We start from the raw sequence: 24,127 nt of genomic DNA, 5'->3' as shown, positions 1-24,127 counted from the left end.
TCATCCCACAAGGGGACGGGGTTGTTTTATAGTCTGGCGTTGACTTTTGGCACGCTGTTGAGTTCTCAAGGAACGAACGCTTCCTTTGTACTCACCCTCTCGGGCTTTCCTCCGGGCGCTTCCCTTCGTTGTTTCCAACCTTACCAGATCCGATTTCCTCGCCGTTTCCGGTTCGGATTTCTTTTCCGGCGCCCTGTCGGACCGGGCTTCCCCGACTTTATCAGATTCGATTCGGTCGGTTTTCCCTCGCCTGCGGAAGATCCTTCGCACTCTAAGTGCTGCCGGGTTCCCGCTGCGGTGGAGCCGTAAACGTACTGGACGGCCGCGCCCGGATGCAAATCGGTGCCGGGGCGGCCGTCCATACGGCTGACGCGACGTCAGACCTCGACGACGACAGGGAGGATCATCGGGCGACGGCGGTAGCTGTCCGAGACCCACTTGCCCACCGAGCGGCGGACGAGCTGCTGGAGCTGGTGCGGTTCCGCGACGCCGTCCGCGGCGGCCTTGGCGATGGCCTCCTCGATCTTCGGGACGACCGCGTTGAACGCGCTGTCCTCGATGCCCGAGCCGCGTGCCTGGATCTGGGGACCGCTGACGACCTTGCCCGTCGTGCTGTCGACGACCACGTAGACCGAGATGATGCCCTCGTCCCCGAGGATCCGGCGGTCCTTGAGGGACGCCTCCGTGACATCGCCGACCGAGAGGCCGTCCACGTAGACGTACCCGGCCTGGACCTTGCCGACGATCCGGGCGGAGCCCTTCACCAGGTCCACCACGACGCCGTCCTCGGCGATCACGATGTGGTCCTTCGGGATGCCGGTCAGCGCGCCGAGCTCGGCGTTGGCGCGCAGGTGGCGCCATTCGCCGTGGACGGGCATCAGGTTGCGCGGCTTGCAGATGTTGTAGAAGTACAGCAGCTCGCCGGCGGAGGCATGCCCGGAGACGTGCACCCGGGCGTTGCCCTTGTGCACGACGTTCGCGCCCCATCGGGTCAGGCCGTTGATCACGCGGTAGACCGCGTTCTCGTTGCCCGGGATGAGCGACGACGCGAGGATCACGGTGTCGCCCTGGACGATGCGGATCTGGTGATCGCGGTTGGCCATGCGCGACAGCGCGGCCATCGGCTCGCCCTGCGAGCCCGTGCAGACGAGCACGACCTCTTCGTCGGGCAGATCCTCCAGCGCCCTGACGTCGACGACGAGCCCGGCCGGCACCCGCAGATAGCCCAGGTCACGGGCGATGCCCATGTTGCGGACCATGGAGCGGCCGACGAACGCGACCCGGCGGCCGTACTCATGCGCGGCGTCCAGGATCTGCTGGATGCGGTGGACGTGGCTGGCGAAGCTGGCCACGATGATGCGCTTCTGCGCACCGGCGAAGACCTGCCGCAGCACGTTGGAGATGTCGCGCTCCGGCGGGACGAAGCCGGGGACCTCGGCATTGGTGGAGTCCACCAGCAGCAGGTCGATGCCCTCCTCGCCGAGCCGGGCGAAGGCCGGCAGGTCGGTGAGGCGACGGTCCAGCGGCAGCTGGTCCATCTTGAAGTCACCGGTGTGCACCGCCATGCCCGCCGGGGTGCGGATGGCGACGGCCAGCGCGTCCGGGATCGAGTGGTTGACGGCCACGAACTCGCAGTCGAAGGGACCGATCTTCTCGCGGTGCCCCTCCGTGACCTCGAGGGTGTACGGGCGGATGCGGTGCTCCTGCAGCTTGGCCTCGATCAGCGCGAGGGTCAGCTTGGAGCCGATCAGCGGGATGTCCGGCTTCTCCCGGAGCAGGTACGGAACGCCGCCGATGTGATCCTCGTGGCCGTGCGTGAGCACGATGCCCTCGATGTCATCGAGGCGGTCACGGATGGACGTGAAGTCCGGCAGGATCAGATCAACTCCGGGCTGCTCCTCCTCGGGGAAGAGCACTCCGCAGTCGACGATCAGCAGACGGCCGCCGTACTCGAAGACCGTCATGTTGCGGCCGATCTCGCCGAGACCGCCGAGCGGGGTGACACGGAGTCCGCCCTCGGGCAGCTTCGGCGGGGGACCGAGTTCAGGGTGCGGGTGGCTCAAAAGACTCTCCTCACCACACACGCCATATGTCGCTGGGACACATGGCGCGCGTGACATTTGTGCACTTGCAGTTGTTCGGTGTTCAGTTGTGAAGTCTGTGTGCGGCGCGTCACGCCGCGTGCGCGATCTGGGTTCGCCCGGTGCTAGAGCTGTACCCCGCCGGCCGAGAGATCGCGCTTGAGCTGCTCGGTCTCCTCGGGACCGAGCTCGACGAGGGGCAGGCGCAGCGGTCCCGCGGGCAGGCCCTTCAGGGCGAGCGCGCGCTTGGTCGTCATCACGCCCTGGGCGCGGAACATGCCCGTGAAGACCGGGAGCAGCTTCTGGTGGAGGGCCGTCGCCCGGGACACGTCCCCGGCGAGGTGGGCCTCGAGCATCGCGCGCAGCTCCGGTGCGACGAGGTGGCCCACGACGGAGACGAAACCGGCGGCGCCGACCGACAGCAGCGGCAGGTTGAGCATGTCGTCGCCGGAGTACCAGGCCAGGCCGCTGCGGGCGATGGCCCAGCTCGCGGCGCCGAGGTCGCCCTTGGCGTCCTTGTTGGCCACGATCCGCGGGTGCTCCGCGAGCCTGACCATCGTCTCGGTGTCGATCGCGACCCCGCTGCGCCCGGGGATGTCGTAGAGCATCACCGGGAGACCGGTGGCGTCGGCGATCGCGGTGAAGTGCCGGCGCAGCCCCTCCTGCGGGGGCTTGTTGTAGTACGGCGTGACCGCCAGCAGGCCGTGAGCGCCGGCCTTCTCCGCGGCGCGGGCCAGCTCGGTGCTGTGGTGCGTGTCGTTGGTGCCGGCTCCTGCGACGACGTGGGCACGGTCGCCCACGGCCTCCACCACGGCCCGTACGAGCTGGGCTTTCTCCGCGTCACTGGTGGTCGGGGACTCACCGGTGGTGCCGTTGACGATCAGGCCGTCGTTGCCTGCGTCCACCAGATGTGCGGCAAGCCGCTGCGCGCCGTCGAGGTCGAGCGAGCCGTCGGCGTGGAACGGCGTGACCATCGCGGTCAGGACGCGCCCGAAGGGCGTGTGCGGTGTGGAGATCGGAGCCATGGGGGCCACGCTACTCGTTGCTCACCGTGAGGTACTCCGTCGGGGAGTGCGTAAGAGGATCCCGGCACTGCCTGCTCGGGGGTTCAAACAGTGCCGGGTCCGTTTATTCAGGCTAAGTGAAGACGACCAAATATCGCAATCCGGACAATCTTCCCTGCGTAGCCCTACGGGGCGACGCGGCCGTTCTTGTTGAACGCCTCGTGGGTCAGCGGCATGAGCCTGGCCCACTCCGCCTCCATCTTCTCGCCCACCATCTCGATCTCGCGCTGCGGGAAGGAGGGGACCTTCGCCAGCTCATGCTGGGTGCGCAGGCCGAGGAAGTGCATGAGCGAGCGGGCGTTGCACGTGGCGTACATCGAGGAGAACAGGCCGACCGGCAGCACCGAGCGCGCGACCTCGCGGGCGACGCCCGCGGCCAGCATCTCCTGGTACGCCTCGTACGCGTCGCGGTAGGAGCTCTCCATCACGCGGCCGGTCAGCTCGTGCTGCGCCGGGGTGCCCTCGACGAAGACGTACTTGCCGGGGCGGCCCTCCTGGACCAGCTTGCGCGACTCGCCCGGGACGTAGAACACCGGCTCGAGCTCCCGGTAGCGGCCGGACTCCTCGTTGTACGACCAGCCGACGCGGTGGCGCATGAACTCGCGGAACACGAAGATCGGGGCGCTGATGAAGAAGGTCATCGAGTTGTGCTCGAAGGGGCTGCCGTGGCGGTCGCGCATCAGGTAGTTGATGAGCCCCTTGGACCGCTCCGGGTCCTTGCTGATCTCCTCCAGGGACTGCTCGCCGGCCGTGGAGACGCGAGCCGCCCACAGGACGTCCGTGTCGGCCGCGCTGTGCTTGACCAGCTGGACGGTCACGTCGCTGCGGAACGTGGGCTTGGCGTCCTCGGTGGTGCTGTCGGTCACCGGCGGTCCTTCCAATTGCATTGCTCGGGCGGCGCCAAGCCTACGGGCCCCCACTGACACCCGGCCCGCCCACCACGCTCCCGACGGCCGTCGGCCCACGGCAGTTGATATTTTTCACAGAAGTTTGGCGAAAACGGGCACCAGAGAGGGCTGTGAAGCGTCCTTACGAGTGACAGTGCCCACTTCGAGGTTCCTAGGAGAGCCCCTCATGTTCCGCCGGCGAGAGCCCGTGGCCCCCACGGGAGAGTCCGTGCCGTTTGCCTTTGTCGTCGAGGCAGAGCGCTACCGCAGCAACGTCACGCCGCCGCCCCGAGATCGCGCGAGCCGGTCCCAGCTGGCCGGCCGGGTGCTCGTGGGGCTGACGGTCACCGCGGGGCTGGTCGGAGCGCTGCTGTTCGGCATCCCGGCACTGGACACGAGTGCAGCCCAGCACACTCAGAAGTCCCAGGCTTCCGACAGCCGTTGACCGACGCCGAAGGCCCGGTCACCCCATGGGGTGACCGGGCCTTCGGCATACCGGCTACGGTGTCAGGCCGCGCCGCGCACGGGCCTTCCGTCGTGCAGCGCGATCGCCCGCTGCATGGCCTTGCGGGCCCGCGGGGTGTCCCGCGCGTCGTGATAGGCGACGGCCAGCCGGAACCAGGAGCGCCAGTCCCCCGGCGTCTTCTCCGTCTCGGCCCGGCGACGGGCGAAGACCTCGTCCGCGGAATCGCGGTCGATACGGCCGCTCGGGGTCCGTACGAGCTCGTCGACCGGCAGGCCGCCCTCGGCCTCCAGCTCCTTCGCGAGCCGGTTGGCGTCACGGGCGAACTTGGTGGTCTGGTACAGGAACCACGCGCCGAGGAACGGCAGGACCAGCACCGCGATGCCGAAGGCGACCGTGATCGCCGTGCCCTGCTGGATCAGCATGATGCCGCGGCTGCCGACCAGGACGAAGTAGACGACCAGGACGGCGGCCAGGGCGAAATAGACGATCTTTGCACGCATGCGCTCAGCCCAGATCCAGGAAGTGTTCCAGCCCGAACGTCAGCCCGGGAGTGTTCACCACGCGCCGCGCGCCGAGCAGGATGCCCGGCATGAAGCAGCTGTGGTGCAGCGAGTCGTGGCGGATGGTGAGCGTCTCCCCGGTGTCGCCGAAGAGCACCTCCTGGTGCGCGAGCAGCCCCCGCAGCCGTACGGCGTGCACCGGCACCCCGTCGACGTCGGCACCCCGCGCGCCCGGAAGGCCGTGCGTGGTCGGGTCCTGCTGGCGCGGCAGCCCGGCGTTCTCCCGCGCCGCCGCGATCAGCTGGGCGGTGCGGGTCGCGGTGCCGGAGGGGGCGTCGGCCTTGCCCGTGTGGTGCAGCTCGACGACCTCGACGGACTCGAAGTAGCGCGCCGCCTGCTGGGCGAAGCTCATGGTCAGCACGGCGCCGATGGAGAAGTTCGGCGCGATGAGCACGCCCGTCGAGGGCGACGCGGCGAGCCAGGAGCGCAGCTGCGTCAGGCGTTCCTCGGTCCAGCCGGTGGTGCCGACCACACCGTGGATGCCGTTGGCGACGCAGAACTCGAGGTTGCCCATCACCGCGTCGGGGTGCGTCAGCTCGACCGCGACCTGGGCTCCCGCCTCGGTCAGCGTCTCCAGCCCGTCGCCCCGGCCCAGTGCGGCCACCAGCTCCATGTCATCGGCGGCCTCCACCGCTCGTACCGCCTCGGAACCGATCCGGCCCTGGGCGCCGATGACGGCCACGCGCAGCTTGCTCATCGTGCTCGATCCTTCGTGAATTAGGCCAACGTGAATTAGGCGACGGCTTCGTGCAGGCGGTCCGCCTGCTTGTCCTTCAGCGGGCCGATGACGGACAGCGAGGGACGCTGTCCCAGTACATCGCGGGCCACCGCGCGGACGTCGTCCGGGGTGACGGCCGAGATGCGGGCCAGCATGTCGTCGACCGACATCTGCTCGCCCCAGCACAGCTCGCTCTTGCCGATGCGGTTCATCAGCGCGCCCGTGTCCTCGAGGCCCAGCACGGTCGAACCGGCCAACTGCCCGATGGCGCGCCCGATCTCCTCGTCCGACAGACCCTCCGAGGCGACCTTGTCCAGTTCGTCGCGGCAGATCCTCAGCACGTCGTGGACCTGGTTCGGGCGGCAGCCGGCGTAGACGCCGAAGAGGCCGCAGTCGGCGAAGCCCGAGGTGTAGGAGTAGACGGAGTACGCCAGCCCGCGCTTCTCGCGGACCTCCTGGAACAGCCTCGAGCTCATGCCGCCGCCCAGCGCGGTGTTGAGCACGCTGACCGCCCAGCGGCGGTCGTCGGTACGGGCCAGGCCCGGCATGCCGAGGACGACGTGCGCCTGCTCGGTCTTGCGGCCCAGCAGCTCCACGCGCCCGGCCGTACGGATCGCACGGGCACCGGCGCGCGGGGCGACGGGGAGCGCGTCCGCCCGGGACAGCGCCCCGGCCTTCTCGAACGCGGCACGCACCTGGCGGACGACCTTGGCGTGGTCGACGTTGCCCGCGGCGGCGACGACCAGGTGGGTCGGGTCGTAGTGCTTCCGGTAGAAGCGGGCGATCTGGTCGCGGCCCAGGGCGTTGATCGTGTCGACAGTGCCCAGCACCGGGCGGCCGAGGGGGGTGTCGCCCAGCATGGTGTGCGCGAACAGGTCGTGCACGCAGTCGCCGGGGTCGTCCTCGGTCATCGCGATCTCTTCGAGGATCACGCCGCGCTCGGCGTCGACGTCCGCGGCCTCGATGAGCGAGCCGGTGAGCATGTCACAGACCACGTCGATGGCGAGCGGCAGGTCGGTGTCGAGGACACGCGCGTAGTAGCACGTGTACTCCTTGGCCGTGAACGCGTTCATCTCGCCGCCGACCGCGTCGATGGCGGCCGAGATGTCGAGCGCGCTGCGCTTGGCCGTGCCCTTGAAGAGCAGGTGCTCCAGGTAGTGGGTGGCGCCGTTGAGCGTCGGGGTCTCGTCGCGGGAGCCGACACCCACCCAGATGCCGAAGGTCGCGGAGCGCACGGACGGCAGGGTCTCGGTCACGACGCGCAGACCGCCCGGAAGCGTGGTCTTGCGAACCGTACCGATGCCGTTCTCGCCCTTGAGAAGCGTTTGGGTACGGGCGACGGCCCGCCCCTCCGAAGAGGTGCGGGCCGTCTTCCGTGGACTACGGGACGTCACTTGGCGGACTCGTCCTTGGTCTCGGTCTCGTTCTTCTCGTCCTCGCCCTCGATCACGGGGATCAGCGAGAGCTTGCCGCGCTGGTCGATCTCCGCGATCTCGACCTGCACCTTGGCGCCGACGCCGAGCACGTCCTCGACGTTCTCCACGCGCTTGCCGCCGGCGAGCTTGCGGATCTGCGAGATGTGCAGCAGGCCGTCCTTGCCCGGCATGAGGGAGACGAAGGCACCGAAGGTGGTGGTCTTGACGACCGTACCCAGGTAGCGCTCGCCGACCTCCGGCATGGTCGGGTTGGCGATGCTGTTGATCGTGGTGCGGGCGGCCTCGGCGGAGGGGCCGTCGGCGGCACCGATGTAGATGGTGCCGTCGTCCTCGATCGTGATCTCGGCGCCGGTGTCCTCCTGGATCTGGTTGATCATCTTGCCCTTGGGGCCGATGACCTCACCGATCTTGTCCACCGGGATCTTGACGGTGATGATCCGCGGGGCGTGCGGGGACATCTCGTCCGGACGGTCGATGGCCTCCATCATCACGTCGAGGATGTGCAGGCGGGCGTCGCGGGCCTGCTTCAGCGCGGCGGCCAGGACCGAGGCGGGGATGCCGTCGAGCTTGGTGTCGAGCTGGAGCGCGGTCACGAACTCCTTGGTGCCGGCGACCTTGAAGTCCATGTCACCGAACGCGTCCTCCGCACCGAGGATGTCGGTGAGGGCGACGTAGTGGGTCTTGCCGTCGATCTCCTGGGAGATCAGGCCCATGGCGATACCGGCGACGGGGGCCTTGAGCGGCACACCGGCGTTCAGCAGCGACATGGTGGAGGCGCAGACCGAGCCCATGGAGGTCGAGCCGTTGGAGCCGAGCGCCTCGGAGACCTGGCGGATGGCGTACGGGAACTCCTCGCGGGTCGGCAGCACCGGCATGAGCGCACGCTCGGCCAGGGCGCCGTGGCCGATCTCGCGGCGCTTCGGGGAGCCGACGCGGCCCGTCTCACCGACGGAGTACGGCGGGAAGTTGTAGTTGTGCATGTAGCGCTTGCGCGTCACCGGGGAGAGGGTGTCGAGCTGCTGCTCCATGCGCAGCATGTTCAGCGTGGTGACACCCAGGATCTGGGTCTCGCCGCGCTCGAACAGCGCCGAGCCGTGCACGCGCGGGATGGCCTCGACCTCGGCGGCCAGCGTGCGGATGTCGGTGACACCGCGGCCGTCGATGCGCTTCTTCTCCTTGATGACGCGCTCGCGGACCAGGGACTTGGTCAGGGAGCGGTACGCGGCGGAGATCTCCTTCTCGCGGCCCTCGAACTCCGGCAGGAGCTTCTCGGCGGCCACAGCCTTGACGCGGTCCAGCTCGGCCTCGCGCTCCTGCTTGCCGGCGATGGTGAGCGCCTGGGAGAGCTCGGTCTTGACGGCGGCGGTCAGCGCCTCCAGGACGTCGTCCTGGTAGTCGAGGAAGACCGGGAAGTCGCCGGTCGGCTTGGCGGCCTTGGCGGCGAGGTCGGCCTGGGCCTTGCACAGGACCTTGATGAAGGGCTTCGCGGCCTCGAGACCGGCGGCGACGACCTCCTCGGTCGGAGCCTCGGCGCCATCCTTGACCATCTGGATGGTCTTCTCGGTGGCCTCGGCCTCGACCATCATGATCGCGACGTCGCCGTCCGGCAGGACGCGGCCGGCCACGACCATGTCGAAGACGGCGTCCTCGAGCTCGGTGTGGGTCGGGAACGCCACCCACTGGCCCTTGATCAGGGCGACGCGGGTGCCGCCGACGGGGCCGGAGAAGGGCAGGCCCGCGAGCTGCGTGGAGCAGGAGGCGGCGTTGATCGCGACCACGTCGTAGAGGTGGTCGGGGTTGAGCGCCATGATCGTCTCGACGATCTGGATCTCGTTGCGCAGGCCCTTCTTGAAGGACGGGCGCAGCGGGCGGTCGATCAGGCGGCAGGTGAGGATCGCGTCCTCGGAGGGGCGGCCCTCACGGCGGAAGAAGGAACCGGGGATCTTCCCGGCGGCGTACATCCGCTCCTCGACGTCGACGGTCAGCGGGAAGAAGTCCAGCTGGTCCTTCGGGGTCTTGGAGGCGGTGGTGGCCGACAGCACCATGGTGTCGTCGTCCAGGTACGCGACGGCGGAGCCGGCGGCCTGCTTGGCCAGGCGGCCCGTCTCGAAGCGGATGGTGCGGGTGCCGAAGGCGCCGTTGTCGATGACGGCCTCGGCGTAGTGGGTCTCGTTCTCCACCAGGGATATCTCCTCGTCTGCGCCCCTGCCCGTGTGGCGGGGGCGGTGGCGGAGGGCGCTGTGCTGGCCGGTCTTCGATCGAAGCACCCGGATTTCCCTGATCCGGGGGCCACTACCGAGGACCGGCGGCGAGCGGAGCGCTCCTCCTCATACGGTCTTGCGTTGTGGGACCAGACTACAAAGCTTCTGCTTCCCACGAGATACGCAAAGGGAGCGGCCCCCAAAGGTGGGAACCGCTCCCTTCACGACGTCTTACTTGGCGCCGGCCGCACCGCGGCGGATGCCGAGGCGCTCGACCAGGGCGCGGAAGCGCGTGATGTCCTTCTTGGCCAGGTACTGCAGCAGCCGGCGGCGCTGACCGACCAGGAGCAGCAGACCACGACGGGAGTGGTGGTCGTGCTTGTGCATCTTCAGGTGCTCGGTCAGGTCCGAGATGCGGCGGGTGAGCATCGCGACCTGGACCTCGGGGGAGCCGGTGTCGCCCTCCTTGGTGGCGAACTCGGCCATGATCTGCTTCTTCGTAGCGGCGTCGAGCGACACGCGGTACTCCTTCTGAGTCTTTTTTCAGCCACCGAGTGCCCCTGGTCTCGATCTCAGGGGAGCTTCCGTTACTCGGGAGGCGGGGTCCGCTGGGCGCTGTCCCCAGAGCATTCCGGGGGCGCGTACACAAACGGCCGTCACACAGAGTACCAGCACCCGCTACCGGCCCGGTCAGCTCCCCGTCAGACCCCTGACCGAGGCGTACACGTCAAGCGTGGCGAGGCACAGCGGCACCAGGGCGAGCAGGAAGGCGCTCTCGGCGATGTCGCTCAGACGCCCCCAAAAGGGTGACAGACCCTTCCGGGGGACGATCAGCGCGACGGCGGTGAGCAGGGTGGCGCCCGCGGCGACGGAGGCGGCGAGCCAGAGCGTACGGATGTCGAGCGGGCCGTGGTCGTTCTGGACGAGCGACCGGAGGGCCGAGACGGGCGGGTTCAGGGACAGGCCGAGGACGAGCAGGGCCAGCGCGGCGAGGCCGGCGCCGAGCACCGCGGCGACCTGGGCGGTGTAGCGGAAGAGGCGGGCGCGCAGCAGCATCGCGAGGCCGGAGGCGAGAGCGAGGAGCTGGCCCCAGATGTTGTCGGAGAAGCCGAGCACGGCGGCGGCTCCGACGACGACGGCGCTGCAGCCGCCGACGAGGCCGAGCAGCATCTCGTGGCCGCGCCGGGCCCGGTCGGCGATCCGGTCGGCGTCGACGGGGGTGGCGGTGGCGGCCGAGGGCTCGCCGTCGGGGCCGTCCGCGGCGGCGGAGCGCGGGGCGGCGTAGCCGATGGGCAGGCGGGCGACGCGTGCGGAGAGGCCCGGCAGGAAGGCGATGGCGCCGATCGCGACGACGGCGCAGACGGCGGCGGTGCCGGTCGGGCTGGCGCCGGTGAGGATCGCGCCGAAGGAGGCGAGGGTGCCGGTGGCCGAGGCCAGCACAGCGGCGACGAAGGGGGCGTCGCCGCCCGGCATGAGGGCGACGAGCGCGACGGAGGCGACGAGCACCGTGACGCAGCCGAGCAGGAACTGGAGCCGGCCGATGCCGTCCCCCTTGTCCAGGGCGAGGATGCCGGAGCCCGCGACCATCAGGTGCGGCAGGGCGGCCAGGCCGAGGGCCACGGCGGAGGTGCGGTCCTCGTAGACCCGGACCCGTACCCCGGCGAGCGCGGTCAGCAGGACGCCGACTGAGGCGGCGATGATGCCCGGCAGCCCGTGCATGTCGTGCCTGACCGGGTCGGCGAACCACAGCAGGAAGGCCATGAGGACGAGCAGCAGCGCACCGCCGAACAGGCCGCAGGCGCGCAGGAGCCGGTCGTTCCACAGGGTGCGGTCGCGGGTGACGGCGGAGGCGACCGCGTCGGACACGTCGTCGAAGACGGCGGGCGGCAGCGACTCGGCGAAGGGGCGCAGCGACAGCAGCTCGCCGTCAAGGACGCGCTGGGCCGCGAGCGAGCGGGAGCCGTCGAGGACGGCGCCGTCGCGGCGGACGAGGTGGTAGCCGGTGGGGGCGCCGGCGGGCTGGGTCTGCCCGCTCAGGCGCAGGATCTCCGGATACACGTCGGCGACGGCGATGTCCTCGGGCAGAGCGACATCGATCCGGCTGTCCGGTGCGACGACAGTCACTCTGCAGAAGCCGGTCGTAGCGGACGTACTCACCTTCGGGGCCCCCTGGGCTAGATCTGTTCTTCGCTCGCGTCTTCGCTCGTGCTTGCGCGCGGCGGCCACCCTATCGGGGCCGCCGATGCGTACGTCGATAGGATCGCCGTTCGCGCAGGGAGCCATCGCCGAAGGGGCGGCGGATCAGAACTGTCCTTGCCGTGCGGAGGGGTTGAAGCATCCGGTGAGCCAAGTCGTCGTCAAGCGCCAACCGCGCGCTCTCCCGCCGGAGGTGCCGAGCGAGGAAGTGCGCCTGCAAGCGCCTCCCGAGCTCCCCCGGGGGCGTCAGGAGAGCGTGCTGATGCAGTTGCTGCCGACGCTCGGCATGGCTTCGTCGATGGTCTATTTCTTCATGCCGGGCGCCGCCCCGATGATGAAGATCATGGGCGCCATGATGATGGTGTCGACCGCGGGCATGACGGTCGCGATGTTCATCAGGCACCGTCAGGGCTCGCAGGGGCAGATGTCGGACATGCGCCGCGACTACCTCAAGTACCTTTCCCAGACGCGCAGGACCGTGTGGCGCACGGCCCGGGCGCAGCGCGCCTCCCAGTTCTATCTGCACCCCGCGCCCGACCAGCTGTGGTCGGTGGTCGCCGAGGCGACGGCCACCCGGGTCGGCGGCGAGACGCCCGGCCGGGTGTGGGAACGGCGGGTCGGCGACGACGACTTCGGGCAGGTCCGCATCGGCCTGGGCTCCCAGCAGCTCGCCACGGCGCTCGTGGCCCCCGAGACGGCGCCGGTCGACGAGCTGGAGCCGCTGACGGCGGGCGCCATGCAGCAATTCCTGGCCACGCACGGGACGCTGGGCGGGATGCCGCTCGCGCTGTCCCTGCGCGCCTTCTACCACGTGACGCTCTCCGGCGCACCGGAGACGGTGCGCGGCACGGCACGTGCGCTCGTCGCCCAGCTCGCGACGCTGCACTCGCCGGAGGACCTCGTCGTCGTGGTCGTCACGGCACGCGGCGCCGCCGAGCACTGGGAGTGGGCGAAGTGGCTGCCGCACGTCCAGGTGCCGGGCACCCTCGACGGCGCGGGCACCCGGCGGCTGATCGGCGACGACCTCGGCGAGCTCGAGGGCCTGCTGGGCCCCCGCCTCGAGGGCCGTACGCGCTTCAGCCGCGACGGGCAGCCGGTGCTCGACCAGCCCCACATCGTGGTCCTGCTGGCCGGCGGACTGGTGCCGCCGGACTCGGCGTTCGCCGCTCCCGAGGGCCTCCAGGGCGTCACCATCATCGAGGTGATTCCGGGCGAACTGGACGAACTGCGCGGCGGTCTGTCCGTCGTCGTCCACCCCGGGAAGCTGCAACTGCTGTCGCAGGTCGCCTCGTACGACGGCGTACCGGACACCCTGTCCGCCGAGGCCGCCGAGTCGCTGGCCCGGCAGCTCGCCCCGCTGCGCATGGGCAGCGGCGGTGACGACGACGAACCGCTGCTCGCCAACCTGGACTTCACCGACCTGCTGGGCCTCGGCGACGCGGGCTCGGTGGACGTGACGCGGACCTGGCGTCCGCGGTCCATCGCCGAGCGGCTGCGCGTACCGATCGGCGTGGACGAGTCCGGCGCGCCCGTGATGCTCGACCTGAAGGAGGCCGCGCAGGAGGGCATGGGCCCGCACGGCCTGTGCGTCGGCGCGACCGGTTCCGGCAAGTCCGAGCTCCTGCGCACCCTGGTGCTGGGCCTGGCGGTCACCCACTCCTCCGAGAACCTCAACTTCGTCCTCGCGGACTTCAAGGGCGGCGCCACCTTCGCCGGCATGTCGGAACTGCCGCACGTCGCGGCCGTGATCACCAACCTCGCGGACGACCTCACCCTCGTCGACCGCATGCGCGACTCGATCACCGGTGAACTGCAGCGCCGCCAGGAGCTGCTGAAGTCGGCGGGCAACTACGCCAACATGCACGACTACGAGAAGGCCCGGGCGGCAGGCGCACCACTCGAACCACTCGCCTCCCTGGTCCTGGTCATCGACGAGTTCAGCGAGCTGCTCACCGCCAAGCCGGACTTCATCGACATGTTCATCCAGATCGGCCGCATCGGCCGATCGCTGGGCGTGCACCTGTTGCTCGCCTCGCAGCGCCTGGAGGAGGGCCGGCTCCGCGGCCTGGAGACGTACCTCTCCTACCGCATCGGTCTGCGCACCTTCTCGGCCGCCGAGTCCCGTACGGCCCTGGGCGTGCCCGACGCGTACCACCTGCCGTCCGTGCCGGGCTCGGGCTACCTCAAGTTCGGCACGGACGAGATGACGCGCTTCAAGGCGGCGTACGTGTCGGGTACGTACCGCACGGGCACGACCGCCGCCCACCCCGACAGCGGACCGCTGCCGATCGAGCTGCGGCCCGTCCGGTTCACCGCCGAACCGGTGCCGGTCACCTACACCACCCCGGACCCGAGCGAGTTGCTTTCCGGCAACAGCGCCAAGGGGGACGACGCGCTCGCCGACACGGTCCTCGACGTCGTCGTCCGCAGGATCGAGGGCCAGGGCCCGGCGGCCCACCAGGTCTGGCTGCCGCCGCTCGACACCGCACCGTCGGCGGACCAGCTGCTGCCGCCGCTGGCCGTGGTGGAGGGACGCGGCCTGACCGCGCCCGACTACCCGCGCCTGGGCCAGCTCGTCGTGCCGCTCGGCCTCATCGACAAGCCCTTCGAGCAGCGACGCGACGTCCTGTACCGCGACTTCTCCGGCGCGGCGGGCCACATGCTCGTCGTCGGCGGCCCGCAGTCCGGCAAGTCCACGCTCATGCGGACGCTCGTCAGCTCCTTCGCCCTCACCCACACCCCGGCCGAAGTCCAGTTCTACGGGCTCGACTTCGGCGGCGGCGGCCTGAGCGCCGTCGCCGACCTGCCGCACGTCGGCGGCGTCGCCTCCCGCCTCGACCCGGAGCGGGTGCGCCGTACGGTCGCCGAGGTGGCGGGCATCCTGGCCCGCCGCGAGGAGTACTTCCGCGCCAACAGCATCGACTCCATCGCCACCTACCGACGGGGCCGGGCCGCGGGCCAGTTCGCGGACCAGGACTGGGGCGACGTCTTCCTCATCGTCGACGGCTGGGGCGCCTTCCGGCAGGAGTACGACCTGCAGGAGGCCATCGTCACCGACATCGCCGGGCGCGGTCTGGGCTACGGCGTGCACGTCATCATCACCGCCTCCCGCAACATGGAGGTCCGCGCCTCCCTCAAGGACCAGCTCCTGGGCCGCCTGGAGCTGCGCCTCGGCGACCCCATGGACTCCGAGTTCGACCGCAAGGTCGCGGCGAACGTCCCGGCGGGTGTCCCCGGCCGGGGCCAGCTCCCGGAGAAGCTCCACTTCATGGGCGGCCAGCCCCGCATCGACTCCGACTGCGACCCCGACACCATGACGGACGCGACGGCGGAAATGATCCGTGCCGTCAACGCCGCCTGGCAGGGCCCCAGCGCCCCCCGGGTCCGTCTCCTGCCGCGCCGCCTGCGCGCCGACGAACTTCCGAAGGGCTTCGAATACCCGCAGCACGGCGTGGCCATCGGCCTCGACGAGACCAATCTCGCGCCCGTCTTCGTCGACTTCGAGACCGACCCGTTCTTCCTCGTCTTCGGCGAGAGCGAATCCGGTAAGACGGCGTTGCTGCGCCTGCTCGCCAAGCAGATCACGGAGCGGTACACCCCGGAGGAGGCCCGCATCGTCGTCGGCGACTACCGGCGCACCCTGCTGGACGTCGTCCCCGCCGGCCACCTTCTGGAGTACGCGCCGACCGCCTCCTCCATGACGGTCCACATGAACGCCATCAACGGCTTGATGGAACGCCGGGCACCCCAACCCGACATCACCCCGCAGCAATTGCGCGACCGGAGTTGGTGGACGGGCCCGCAGTTCTTCGTGTTCGTCGACGACTACGAACTCATCGCCACGAGCGGTGGGAATCCGATGGCGGTGCTCACGGAGAACCTCCCGTTCGCACGTGATGTCGGTGTCCGCTTCATCATCACGCGCAGCTCGGCGGGTGCTTCCCGGTCCATGTACGAGTCCTTCATGCAGCGCATCAAGGAACTCGGCGCCCAGGGCATCGTCCTCTCCGGCGACCCGAGCGAGGGCGACCTGATGGGCGGCGTCCGCCCCCGCCCGATGCCGCCGGGCCGCGGCTACTTCGTCTCCCGCAAGCGGGGCACTCCGCTGGTGCAGGTGGGCTGGGTACCGCCGGAGCAGTGACGGATGACGGATACGGGGGTGGGGATTTCCCCACCCCCGTTCCGGAGGCCGGCAGGAGTGCCCGGGGCCGACGCCGCGTGATCCGCTGTTCCCCGTGAAAGATCGAATCGGATACGTCGCATGGATCACGGGCGTAGCACAGTTCTTCGTGTTCCACGTGGTCGTCGAATCGGCCTGGGAACGGCCGTACAGCTGGGCGCGGAACAACATCAGCGACTTGGGGAACGCCCACTGCGCCATACAGCCTGATCCCGAGCCGCGGTACATATGCTCGCCCGAACACGGCCTGATGAACGGCTCGTTCATCGCCCTGGGAGCGCTGCTCATCGTCGGCGCCGCTCTCACGGGCTCGCTGTGGCGCAGGGGTACGGCCGCCACCGTGGCCCGGATTCTCCTCGCCGGCGCCGGGGTGGGATTCGTACTGGCCGGGCTGGCGCCCGCAGACGTCAATGAGAACCAGCACGCGCTGGGTGCCCTGCTCATCATGGGAACGGGCAACATAGGCCTTCTGCTGGCGGGATTCGGCCTCGCGGAGCGTGTTCCGGGCCCTCTGCGCTGGGGGACGCGCCTGCTGGGCGTTGTGGCGATCGCGGCTTGCGGGCTGTTTCTCTCCGAGCACTATCTCGGGCTCGGCATGGGCGGCATGGAGCGGGTCGCGGCGTTTCCCATTCTGCTGTGGGTGCTCGGCGCGGGCGCCTATCGCCTGTTTCAGCGGACACCTCGGACATAGGTGAGAATATCCCTCGCTTACCTATGCACCAGGAGATTCATGTACAAGCGCCTGCCCCTGCTCGCCCTTTGCCTCGCCACCGCCGCCGCACTCGGCACATCGGCATGCAGCTCCTCCAGCACCTCGGCGGCACCGTCCACTGCTTCCCCCTCCGCGAGCCCGTCGGCCGGTTTCACGGAAACCCCCAAGATGACGAAGCTGGCGTCCGCGCTCTACCTGAAGACCATCCGGGACAACTATCCGGACATGGCGCGCATCAGTGATGACGATCTCGTGTCCCATGGCAATGCGTTCTGTGTCGCCCGGGGCAAGCTCATCGGCGACCAGGCCAAGAAGACCATGAAGGAACTGGCCATCACCCCGAAGCAGACGGCACAAATCATCGGCACCGCACGGGGCTTGTGCCCCCGCTCGTAAGTTACCGCCCTTCGGTATCGATGCGGGGCAGGATCCGTTCGAGCCACCGCGGAGCCCACCAGTTGCTGCTGCCGAGCAGCGTCATGGTCGCGGGGACCAGCAGGAGGCGGATGACGGTCGCGTCGATGAGGACGCTGACGGCCAGGCCCAGCCCGAGCATCTTCACGATGACGTTCTCGCTGACGATGAAGGCGGCGAAGACGCTGGCCATGATGAGCGCGGCGCAGGTGATCACGCGTGCGGTCATCTCCAGGGCGTGGGCGACGCAGTCGCGCGGGTCCACCCCACGCAACCACGCTTCCTGGACACGGGAGAGCAGGAAGATCTCGTAGTCCATGCTCAGGCCGAAGACGATGGCGAACATCATCATCGGTACGAAGCTCTCGATGGGCACTTTCCCGTTGACGCCGAGAGCGGGCCCGCCCCACCCCCACTGGAAGACGGCGACAACGACGCCATAAGAGGCGGCAATCGACGCCACGTTGAGCACGGCGGCTTTGAGCGCCACCGGTACGCCGTGGAAGACGGTGAGGATGATGAGGAAGGCCAGGCAGACGACGACCGCGATGATGAGCGGGAGACGGCTGGCGAGCAGGTCGATGAAGTCGACCTGGATGGCTGTGGTGCCGGTGACATAGCCGTGGGCGGCGGTGCCGGAGAGGGCCTTGGGCAGAACGGTCCCCTTGAGGTGGTCGACCAGCGTGGTGGTGGCGGCGTCCTGGGGCGAGGTCGTGGGGACGACGGTGGAGGTCAGGACATCGCCGTCGGGGGTGGTGTACAAGGGGCTGACGCTTGCGGCCCCGGGTAGGTGGGCGAGTGCCCCACTGACCTTCCGGACAAGGCTGTTCCAGTCGGCGGGCGGCACCGCGGTCCCGTCGACGACGACCGTCAACGGGCCGTTGGAGCCGGGCCCGAAGGCGGAGGACATCAGATCGAAGGCGCGGCGATCGGTGAAGCTGGTCGGGTCGGCGCCGTCGCCGATGTGCCCGAGCCGCATCGAGAACAGCGGGATGGCGAGGATGCCGACGATGACGGTGCCGAGGGCCAGGAACCACCAGGGCCGACGCTCCACGCGCTGGGCATACCGGTGCCAGCCCATCCCGCCGCTGTCGGGCGCCCGCTCGGCGACCGGGGTGCGTACGCGGTAGCGGTCGATGCGCCGCCCGATCAGCCCGAGCAGGGCAGGTACGAGCGTGAGGGCGCTGAGTACGGCGGTAACGACGGTGATGGCGGCGGCAGTACCGAGCTTCCCGACGAAGGAGATGCCGCAGGCCCACAGCCCGGCCAGGGCGATGATGACGGTGCAGCCGGAGGCCAGCACGGCCCGCCCGCTGGTGGCCACAGCCCGCCCCGCACTGACGGCGGGGTCCATGCCGTCCATCACGTTCTGCCGGTGGCGGGTGAGGAGAAAGAGCGCGTAGTCGATGCCCACCCCCAGCCCGATCATGGTGGCCAGCGTCGGCGACACGGTGGAAAAGGTGAACGCGGCCGCCAACAGCCCCAGACAGGCAAGCCCGGCGGCAATGCCGACGATCGCCGTGAGCAACGGCACCCCCGCGGCCAGTACGCTGCCGAACCCACCCAACAGCACCACCACCGCCGCACCGAACCCGATGAGCTCACTGACCCGGTCATCCGGCAACGGCCGCGCCAACTCGCCGAGCGCCCCGCCGTACTCCACCTGCACACCCGCTGCCCGCAAGGGCGCAACGGCCCGGTCGACGCCGTCCAAATACTTCTGGCTCAGCAGCAGGGGCGTGGTGTCGAACCGCACCGTGATGTAACCGGTCTTCCCATCCCCCGACAACGCACCCGCCTGCGCGCCGCCCGCCAGCGGACTCGTCACCGCAAGCACATGCGGCAGCCGCCGCAGCCGGGCCACCGCCTTCCCCACCGGCCCGGCCACATCAACGAGCGGCTCCGCACCGTCATGCAGCACCACCGGCGCGCTGTACCCGCCAGCCGCTGGATCGTGCGCCTTGAGCACGTCCAGCCCCCGCACCGACTGCGTACCGGGGAGCGTGAGGTTGTCGGAAAACGCCCCACCGAACGCCCTGTCCACCCCATGCAACCCACCCACGGCGACCACCCACAGCACGATCACCACAACAAACCGCCGCGCGCACCACTCCCCCACCCGCCACAGCCACCCCTGCACCGGCGGTTCCGCACTCGCCTCACCGGGCACGCGCGCTCGCCTCCGCCGGTCGCTTACAGGGCCCGAGGCCAGTAAAAGCCCGACAGCCCGATACGGCATGTCCACGCCGGTGAACGAGTGACTTCGGCTCATTGGAGATGGTGGCTACGGGTGCCTCTGCGGCGAGAGATGCCCGGAGACCGTGGCCAGCGCCCAGCCGGGCCTTGGCCAACGCGTCCACGCCAAGGGCTCCACGAGATGACCAACCACAGCGTGCTCGTTGCGGGAGAAGCAGCATCTCGGCATCGCCTCGGTAGTGCGCGGCGCCCTGTTCCTCTACCGCCCCGGGCTGAAGAGCTGACCTCGCTGCCGACGTGAGGAGCATGTGGGTGGAGCCCCTTTGACAACAAGCTGACGACATGTCAGCGGTGAGTTGGTTACGTTACAAGTCGTGACATATCCCGTTTTCGCCACGTCACCAATCCACCGCTGACGTGGCATCAGCAGTCGCCATACAGGGATCACCTCAGACATGAGTACGGATACTCAAGATCTCGTTCGAAAGACTCCGTAGACTCGGCCGCTGTTGTGTCCGAGAACAGCGTGAGGTGGAGGGGCGAGAGAGCGTGGACTCTTTCGACGGGGAGTGGGATCAGCTCAAGCGGAAGGCCTCTGCTGCCTCCGGGATGACTCTGGCGAGCGCCAGCGAGTCAGGCGGCTCGGGTGGGGTGAAGTCCGACAGAAGCGTGTGGAATGCAGCGGGATCCGGTGTGAGCCGACTCGGCGGGAACGCCAAGAAGGCGTCATCGGCGCTGGAACAGGGGCAGAAGGGCTTGGCTTCCAGCAGCGGTGTGCAGACCGCTGCGGCCCAACGGGCCGTCTACGAATCCTGGAAGCACTACCTCGATGGCGTGAGCGGCAGATGCGAAGCACTCCGAGAACGTCTCGAGAAGGCGGGCAACCACCAGTACAAGAACGACCAGGAAATCAAGGGTGCGTTCGACGAGTTGAACGGCAAGTACAAGGACACCCCCGCCACCGGCAGCCAGAACCGGGGCCGGTGAACAGACGATGGACTTCGCAGCACTCAAGTCACTGAAGCCCTCCGACTACGAGGACGCAGCCAAGGGATACCGCACGACCGGCGAAATGGCAGGCCACGCCAGGGAGAGTCTCGACAACGAGATCACTGCCAAGATGCGGAGTTCCCTCAAGGGCGATGCAGCGGACGCCGCCTTGCACCAACTCCAGGAGCTCACCAAGGACTTCCATTACATCCAGACCGAGTGCGGCCTGGCCAGCACCGCCCTCAACGCGTTCGCGTCCGACATCCAGGCCGCCAAGAAGAAGCTTGACAGCGCCATCGAGCTCGCACAGAACAGGAAGCTCACGATCGGGTCTGACGGCTCGGTCAGCTACCCGGCAGCAGGCGAGCAGGTCAACGGCAAGGCACCGCAGGGCGGCACAGCGAACGGTCTCACCGACGAGACGGCCAAGGCTGTCGGCCAACAGGCCGCCAACTTCAACCCCAACCCGAACTACAAGCACGCCCAGGAATGCGCCAACCTCATAGCCGAGGCGCTCAAGAGCGCCACCCAGACTGACGAGAAATGGGCACCGAAACTGAAGCGGCTGACGGCCGACGATGATCTGACCGTCTCCGACCGGGACTGGGTCGATGTCCAGCAGAACATGGCCGAAGTCCGCGATGGCGCAAAGGACTACCTGAGCCACATCAAGCCGCCGCCCGAGAACGGCACTCCCGAGAAGAACCGCGACTGGTGGAATGGGCTTTCAGAGCAAGACAAGTCCGACTACACAGCCATGTACCCGGCCAGCGTTGGCAAGCTGGATGGCCTTCCCACAACTGTGCGCGATGAGGCGAACCGAACCATACTCGACGAGACACATGGCCAGACCCGGATGGAGTTGAACGATTGGCTCAAAAAGGAGCCGGAACGGTATCAGAAGTACTATGACCGCGAACTGCGCCGCACTGTGCCGGGAGCGGTGGTCGAGACCAAGGAGTGGAAGGAGTGGAACGAGCAGAAGAAGGAGATTGAGGACCGCCTCAAGGGAATTGACAGCGTTCAATCACATCTCAACAAGACCGGAGATGACAACCAGCCAAACTCATACCTGCTCGGCTTCGACAACAAAAACCTGGGTCATGTCGTCATCTCTATCGGGAATCCTGACACCGCGGACAACGTGGCAACCTACGTACCGGGCACAGGGGCCAAATTGAGCGATATTAATGGAGACATCAATCGCGCCGAGCAACTGCAGAAGGCAGCGCAGTATGCCGACCCCAATCACAAGACGGCATCCATCCTCTGGCTTGGCTACGATGCCCCGCAATCAATCATGAGCGATGCCACAGATGCGAAGTTTGCCAACAATGCACGCGAGCCGCTTGGTAACTTCCTAACCGGAATCCAAGCTGCCCACGGCAGTCACGTGAATTCGACTGTTATAGGACACAGTTACGGCAGCCTTGTAGCCGGAGAGACCATGCGGGACAATCCCGATCTCCCGGTAGACAAGGCAATATTTGTGGGCAGCCCCGGAGTTGGTGTCAAACACGCCGAGGAACTGCACATACCCGCCGATCACGTGTGGTCGGCAACTGCCGCAAGCGACCTCATCAACCTTGCCCCGCCCAACCCGGGACAACTGGCTCCGCTGAACCCCATGGCGTACTACCGATGGTTCAACGATCATGACGTCCTCTACGGCTACGACCCCACCTCGCACGCCTTCGGTGGGCAGACGTTCGGGGTCGACGACGGCAAACTCCCGTTGTCGGACGGACTTATGCCTGCACATTCACAATACTGGGAAGGGAAGTCCCTCAATAATATGGCGAAGATCGTGACGAAGGGACAGTCGTGAAAATGCGAAGGGTAACCGTAGCCGCGATGCTCCTGGCCGCGGCCATCGCAACGACAGCATGTGGATCCGATGCGAGGCAGATCAAGATGGACGAAAAGCAGGCAACACAACGTGCCGAGCAAATCATCCACCAGGCAGTGGACAGCATGTCGCCGAAGCCTTCCCTGAAACTCGTCGAAGGTCCCTCAGCCGGCGCCTGCCTGGCGCGAGAAGATCACGGTCACGACGACCGGGTACAGCTGAGGCTTGCCTACCAACTCACCGGAGTTCCAGGAACACAAGCCAAAGACTTGGTGCGGCAGGCCCGGGATGCCTGGGTCAAACAGGGCTATCAATTCCAGGGCTCGGATGCCGACGGGAACTGGTCCAGCCCGTTTCCTTCCGTCGATATGCGCACCACACCGGACGACTTCTGGATGGATGTGATCACGGGAGTCCTCGACGAGAAGAAGGGTGAAGGACTCGTCACCATCAAGGTCACCTCCCCTTGCTTCTCCCCTGCCGCCTCCCCGGCAACTCAAGCGAGCACCACTGCCCTGCACCCCACCCAGACCGACGAGCTCGCCCAGCGTCGCGTTCTCAGCCACTCAAGCCGGATCTACGACGCTCTTCATGCCCGGCACGCCCCGCAGGAGGGTGAGGAACTACGTACGATCCAGGATGCAGACGGCATCTGGATACACCATGCCTGGTCGACCGAACCGCTGGAAGAGGGCGAGCGGATACGGGCGATGGAGCGGGCCAGGGACCACTTCCAGAGCGCTGGCTGGAAGGTACGCCACGTCCCCCCTACGGGGAGCATCCCTGCCCTCGTTGCTCTCAACACTGAGGACAGCACCGTCTCCCAAATCGTCCCTTCAACCACCGGCAGCATCCTGGTAGCCGTCACCAGCCCCACCACCCCGGTGCTGCGCGCCGAGGCATGACCGCTGATCAGAGCAGGTGATCCAGTTCCCCGCGCTTGGCGGCCTCGACAAGGTTACGCAAGCCCTCACGTGTGGTGGTGATCATCTCGTTGGGACGCCTGGTCTCTCTCAGTATCGGAGCACCACTCGACGTAAGACCGATCTGGATACACGCATTGCCGCCGCCAGCGCAGTACGGTTCCTCCCATTGAATCTCGGACATGCCACTCCTCTCAGACTTCCTTGACGATGGACTGAATCAGTGCACGGGACTGCTCCGGTGGTAGCGACTTGCGCTCCAGGCGTTCAAACAAGCTCCTGTAGTTCTCCAACTGCCGGTCAGCAGTGAGGAACACGGTGTCATGCGCCGCATCAAGTTGCACCGTGTCAAGCTGCGGAACCGCACCATACGCATACAGTGCGGTTTGTCCTGCACCAGGAAAACCGCCCGAAGTGAAGGGAATCACACGGATTCTCACATGCTCCCGCTCGGTTACAGCCAGCAGGTGGCCGAGCTGCTTGCCCGCAACCTTGCGACCACCGAACTGAATACGCAAGGCTGCTTCATGAATGATTGCCTCGAATTGTGGTGGGTCTTCGCGCACGAGGACAGCTTGGCGCCTCATCCTGTGAGCGGTTCTGATCTCCAACTCATCTGCAGGCAAGGGCGATACCGCCTCATCAAAGACCGCACGAGCGTGTTCCTCGGTCTGGAGCAGTCCAGGGATGTGGACACTGGATGACGTACGCATCCGACGCGCCCCGTGCTCAAGCTCGGCAATATCAAGGTAGCCGGGCGGCAGGGCGCCGCGGTACTCCTCCCACCACCCCTTGTCTCGTTCGTCGGACATTTCCACCAGCGCGCCCACGAGTAGTCTGTCTGCGCAGCCGTAGTTACAAGCAAGGGTTCTGAGGCGGTTGGGGCTTACGCCGACACGGCCAGCCTCCAGGTGGCTGAGCTGGTAAGCCTTGATGTTGACCAGCGCCCCAGCCTGCTCCGCGCTCATGCCCGCAGCCTCACGGAGCTTGCGCAGCTCAAGCCCCAAACGCCGTTGCCGCTGGGTCGGATGGCTCCTCGATGGCATGTGACCCCTCCCTGATTCCAAGCGAAGCATGCCGCGCAGGCTGGGGCGCGGTCCATCGACAGGGTTGTCTTTCCAGACAAGGTTGTCCGAGACAGCCGACTACCCCTACAGTCCGTAACGCACCGCTCACACGTGACAGCGCCCGGAAGTACACCCCATAAGCACGCCTTCCTTCCCTGGGACAGGTGCGCCCATCCCAGGGAGGTGA

18 protein-coding genes are annotated in these 24,127 nt (G+C 67.9%); 7 read left to right on the top strand and 11 right to left on the bottom strand.

What is annotated here, in order from left to right:
• Positions 1 to 377: 377 nt before the first annotated feature.
• The 3 genes from ACV530_RS31180 to thyX form a co-directional block, all read right to left on the bottom strand.
• Positions 378 to 2,063 (bottom strand): ribonuclease J, encoded by a 1,686-nt coding sequence (locus tag ACV530_RS31180; RefSeq protein ID WP_494336019.1) that lies wholly within the window; start codon positions 2,061 to 2,063, stop codon positions 378 to 380.
• 143 nt (positions 2,064 to 2,206) lie between these two features.
• Positions 2,207 to 3,106 (bottom strand): 4-hydroxy-tetrahydrodipicolinate synthase, encoded by a 900-nt coding sequence (gene dapA / locus ACV530_RS31175; RefSeq protein ID WP_494336018.1) that lies wholly within the window; start codon positions 3,104 to 3,106, stop codon positions 2,207 to 2,209.
• A gap of 164 nt (positions 3,107 to 3,270) precedes the next feature.
• Positions 3,271 to 4,032 carry an FAD-dependent thymidylate synthase gene (gene thyX, locus ACV530_RS31170; protein WP_494336017.1) on the bottom strand — a complete coding sequence of 254 codons (762 nt, stop codon included), beginning with the start codon at positions 4,030 to 4,032 and terminating at the stop codon, positions 3,271 to 3,273.
• Between the two features lie 187 nt (positions 4,033 to 4,219).
• Between thyX and ACV530_RS31165 the strand changes: the two genes are divergently transcribed.
• Complete coding sequence (locus tag ACV530_RS31165) at positions 4,220 to 4,477, top strand: hypothetical protein (protein WP_494336016.1); 258 nt, start codon at positions 4,220 to 4,222, stop codon at positions 4,475 to 4,477.
• Positions 4,478 to 4,539: 62 nt separating this feature from the next.
• Here ACV530_RS31165 and ACV530_RS31160 read toward each other — a convergent pair whose 3' ends face one another.
• The 6 genes from ACV530_RS31160 to eccD form a co-directional block, all read right to left on the bottom strand.
• Complete coding sequence (locus tag ACV530_RS31160; protein ID WP_494336015.1) at positions 4,540 to 4,998, bottom strand: hypothetical protein; 459 nt, start codon at positions 4,996 to 4,998, stop codon at positions 4,540 to 4,542.
• 4 nt (positions 4,999 to 5,002) lie between these two features.
• Positions 5,003 to 5,755, bottom strand: a complete 753-nt coding sequence (dapB, locus tag ACV530_RS31155) for a 4-hydroxy-tetrahydrodipicolinate reductase (protein WP_494336014.1) — start codon at positions 5,753 to 5,755, stop codon at positions 5,003 to 5,005.
• A gap of 35 nt (positions 5,756 to 5,790) precedes the next feature.
• Positions 5,791 to 7,170: a M16 family metallopeptidase gene (locus ACV530_RS31150; protein WP_494336013.1), complete on the bottom strand. Its 1,380-nt coding sequence runs from the start codon at positions 7,168 to 7,170 to the stop codon at positions 5,791 to 5,793.
• The gene (locus tag ACV530_RS31145; RefSeq protein WP_494336021.1) at positions 7,167 to 9,392 is read right to left on the bottom strand and encodes a polyribonucleotide nucleotidyltransferase; all 2,226 of its coding nucleotides are present in this window, start codon (positions 9,390 to 9,392) and stop codon (positions 7,167 to 7,169) included. The genes ACV530_RS31150 and ACV530_RS31145 overlap by 4 nt, the downstream gene beginning before the upstream one ends.
• A gap of 252 nt (positions 9,393 to 9,644) precedes the next feature.
• Entirely contained in the window at positions 9,645 to 9,932 is a 288-nt protein-coding gene (gene rpsO / locus ACV530_RS31140; protein WP_168094146.1) for a 30S ribosomal protein S15, read from the bottom strand.
• Positions 9,933 to 10,103: 171 nt separating this feature from the next.
• On the bottom strand, positions 10,104 to 11,570 hold the full coding sequence (gene eccD / locus ACV530_RS31135) for a type VII secretion integral membrane protein EccD (RefSeq protein ID WP_494336012.1): 1,467 nt from the start codon (positions 11,568 to 11,570) through the stop codon (positions 10,104 to 10,106).
• A gap of 184 nt (positions 11,571 to 11,754) precedes the next feature.
• Here eccD and eccCa point away from each other — a divergent pair, with 184 nt between their 5' ends.
• The 3 genes from eccCa (at position 11,755) to ACV530_RS31120 (ending at position 16,897) form a co-directional block, all read left to right on the top strand.
• Complete coding sequence (gene eccCa / locus ACV530_RS31130) at positions 11,755 to 15,750, top strand: type VII secretion protein EccCa (protein ID WP_494336011.1); 3,996 nt, start codon at positions 11,755 to 11,757, stop codon at positions 15,748 to 15,750.
• Positions 15,751 to 15,844: 94 nt separating this feature from the next.
• Complete coding sequence (locus ACV530_RS31125; RefSeq protein WP_494336010.1) at positions 15,845 to 16,480, top strand: DUF998 domain-containing protein; 636 nt, start codon at positions 15,845 to 15,847, stop codon at positions 16,478 to 16,480.
• A gap of 39 nt (positions 16,481 to 16,519) precedes the next feature.
• Positions 16,520 to 16,897, top strand: a complete 378-nt coding sequence (locus ACV530_RS31120; RefSeq protein ID WP_494336009.1) for a hypothetical protein — start codon at positions 16,520 to 16,522, stop codon at positions 16,895 to 16,897.
• A 1-nt stretch (position 16,898) separates the two neighbouring features.
• On the opposite strand, the gene ACV530_RS31115 is transcribed toward ACV530_RS31120, so the two are convergent.
• Complete coding sequence (locus ACV530_RS31115; protein ID WP_494336020.1) at positions 16,899 to 19,154, bottom strand: MMPL family transporter; 2,256 nt, start codon at positions 19,152 to 19,154, stop codon at positions 16,899 to 16,901.
• A gap of 506 nt (positions 19,155 to 19,660) precedes the next feature.
• Here ACV530_RS31115 and ACV530_RS31110 point away from each other — a divergent pair.
• The 3 genes from ACV530_RS31110 to ACV530_RS31100 are packed head-to-tail and all read left to right on the top strand — an operon-like array spanning position 19,661 to position 22,855.
• Positions 19,661 to 20,098 (top strand): hypothetical protein, encoded by a 438-nt coding sequence (locus ACV530_RS31110; RefSeq protein ID WP_494336008.1) that lies wholly within the window; start codon positions 19,661 to 19,663, stop codon positions 20,096 to 20,098.
• A 7-nt stretch (positions 20,099 to 20,105) separates the two neighbouring features.
• Entirely contained in the window at positions 20,106 to 21,929 is a 1,824-nt protein-coding gene (locus ACV530_RS31105) for an alpha/beta hydrolase (RefSeq protein WP_494336007.1), read from the top strand.
• A 26-nt stretch (positions 21,930 to 21,955) separates the two neighbouring features.
• Positions 21,956 to 22,855, top strand: coding sequence for a hypothetical protein (locus tag ACV530_RS31100; protein WP_494336006.1), 900 nt, complete (start codon positions 21,956 to 21,958; stop codon positions 22,853 to 22,855).
• 212 nt (positions 22,856 to 23,067) lie between these two features.
• Here the strand turns inward: ACV530_RS31100 and ACV530_RS31095 are convergent, their stop codons facing one another.
• Entirely contained in the window at positions 23,068 to 23,919 is an 852-nt protein-coding gene (locus ACV530_RS31095) for a helix-turn-helix domain-containing protein (protein ID WP_494336005.1), read from the bottom strand.
• Positions 23,920 to 24,127 lie beyond the last annotated feature (208 nt).

Source organism: Streptomyces sp. SX-6, from assembly GCF_059089585.1.
Note: the sequence above shows the minus strand (reverse complement) of the source record. Positions and strands in the feature narration are given on the sequence as shown.

What these genes read in the sequence shown, in the direction of transcription:
- thyX (WP_494336017.1), bottom strand. Translation starts at nt 4,032, where the DNA reads ATGCAATTGGAAGGACCGCCGGTGACCGACAGCACCACCGAGGACGCC.
- ACV530_RS31120 (WP_494336009.1), top strand. Translation starts at nt 16,520, where the DNA reads ATGTACAAGCGCCTGCCCCTGCTCGCCCTTTGCCTCGCCACCGCCGCC.
- ACV530_RS31160 (WP_494336015.1), bottom strand. Translation starts at nt 4,998, where the DNA reads ATGCGTGCAAAGATCGTCTATTTCGCCCTGGCCGCCGTCCTGGTCGTC.
- ACV530_RS31165 (WP_494336016.1), top strand. Translation starts at nt 4,220, where the DNA reads ATGTTCCGCCGGCGAGAGCCCGTGGCCCCCACGGGAGAGTCCGTGCCG.
- ACV530_RS31100 (WP_494336006.1), top strand. Translation starts at nt 21,956, where the DNA reads ATGCTCCTGGCCGCGGCCATCGCAACGACAGCATGTGGATCCGATGCG.
- dapA (WP_494336018.1), bottom strand. Translation starts at nt 3,106, where the DNA reads ATGGCTCCGATCTCCACACCGCACACGCCCTTCGGGCGCGTCCTGACC.
- ACV530_RS31095 (WP_494336005.1), bottom strand. Translation starts at nt 23,919, where the DNA reads ATGCCATCGAGGAGCCATCCGACCCAGCGGCAACGGCGTTTGGGGCTT.
- ACV530_RS31115 (WP_494336020.1), bottom strand. Translation starts at nt 19,154, where the DNA reads ATGCCGTATCGGGCTGTCGGGCTTTTACTGGCCTCGGGCCCTGTAAGC.
- ACV530_RS31105 (WP_494336007.1), top strand. Translation starts at nt 20,106, where the DNA reads ATGGACTTCGCAGCACTCAAGTCACTGAAGCCCTCCGACTACGAGGAC.
- dapB (WP_494336014.1), bottom strand. Translation starts at nt 5,755, where the DNA reads ATGAGCAAGCTGCGCGTGGCCGTCATCGGCGCCCAGGGCCGGATCGGT.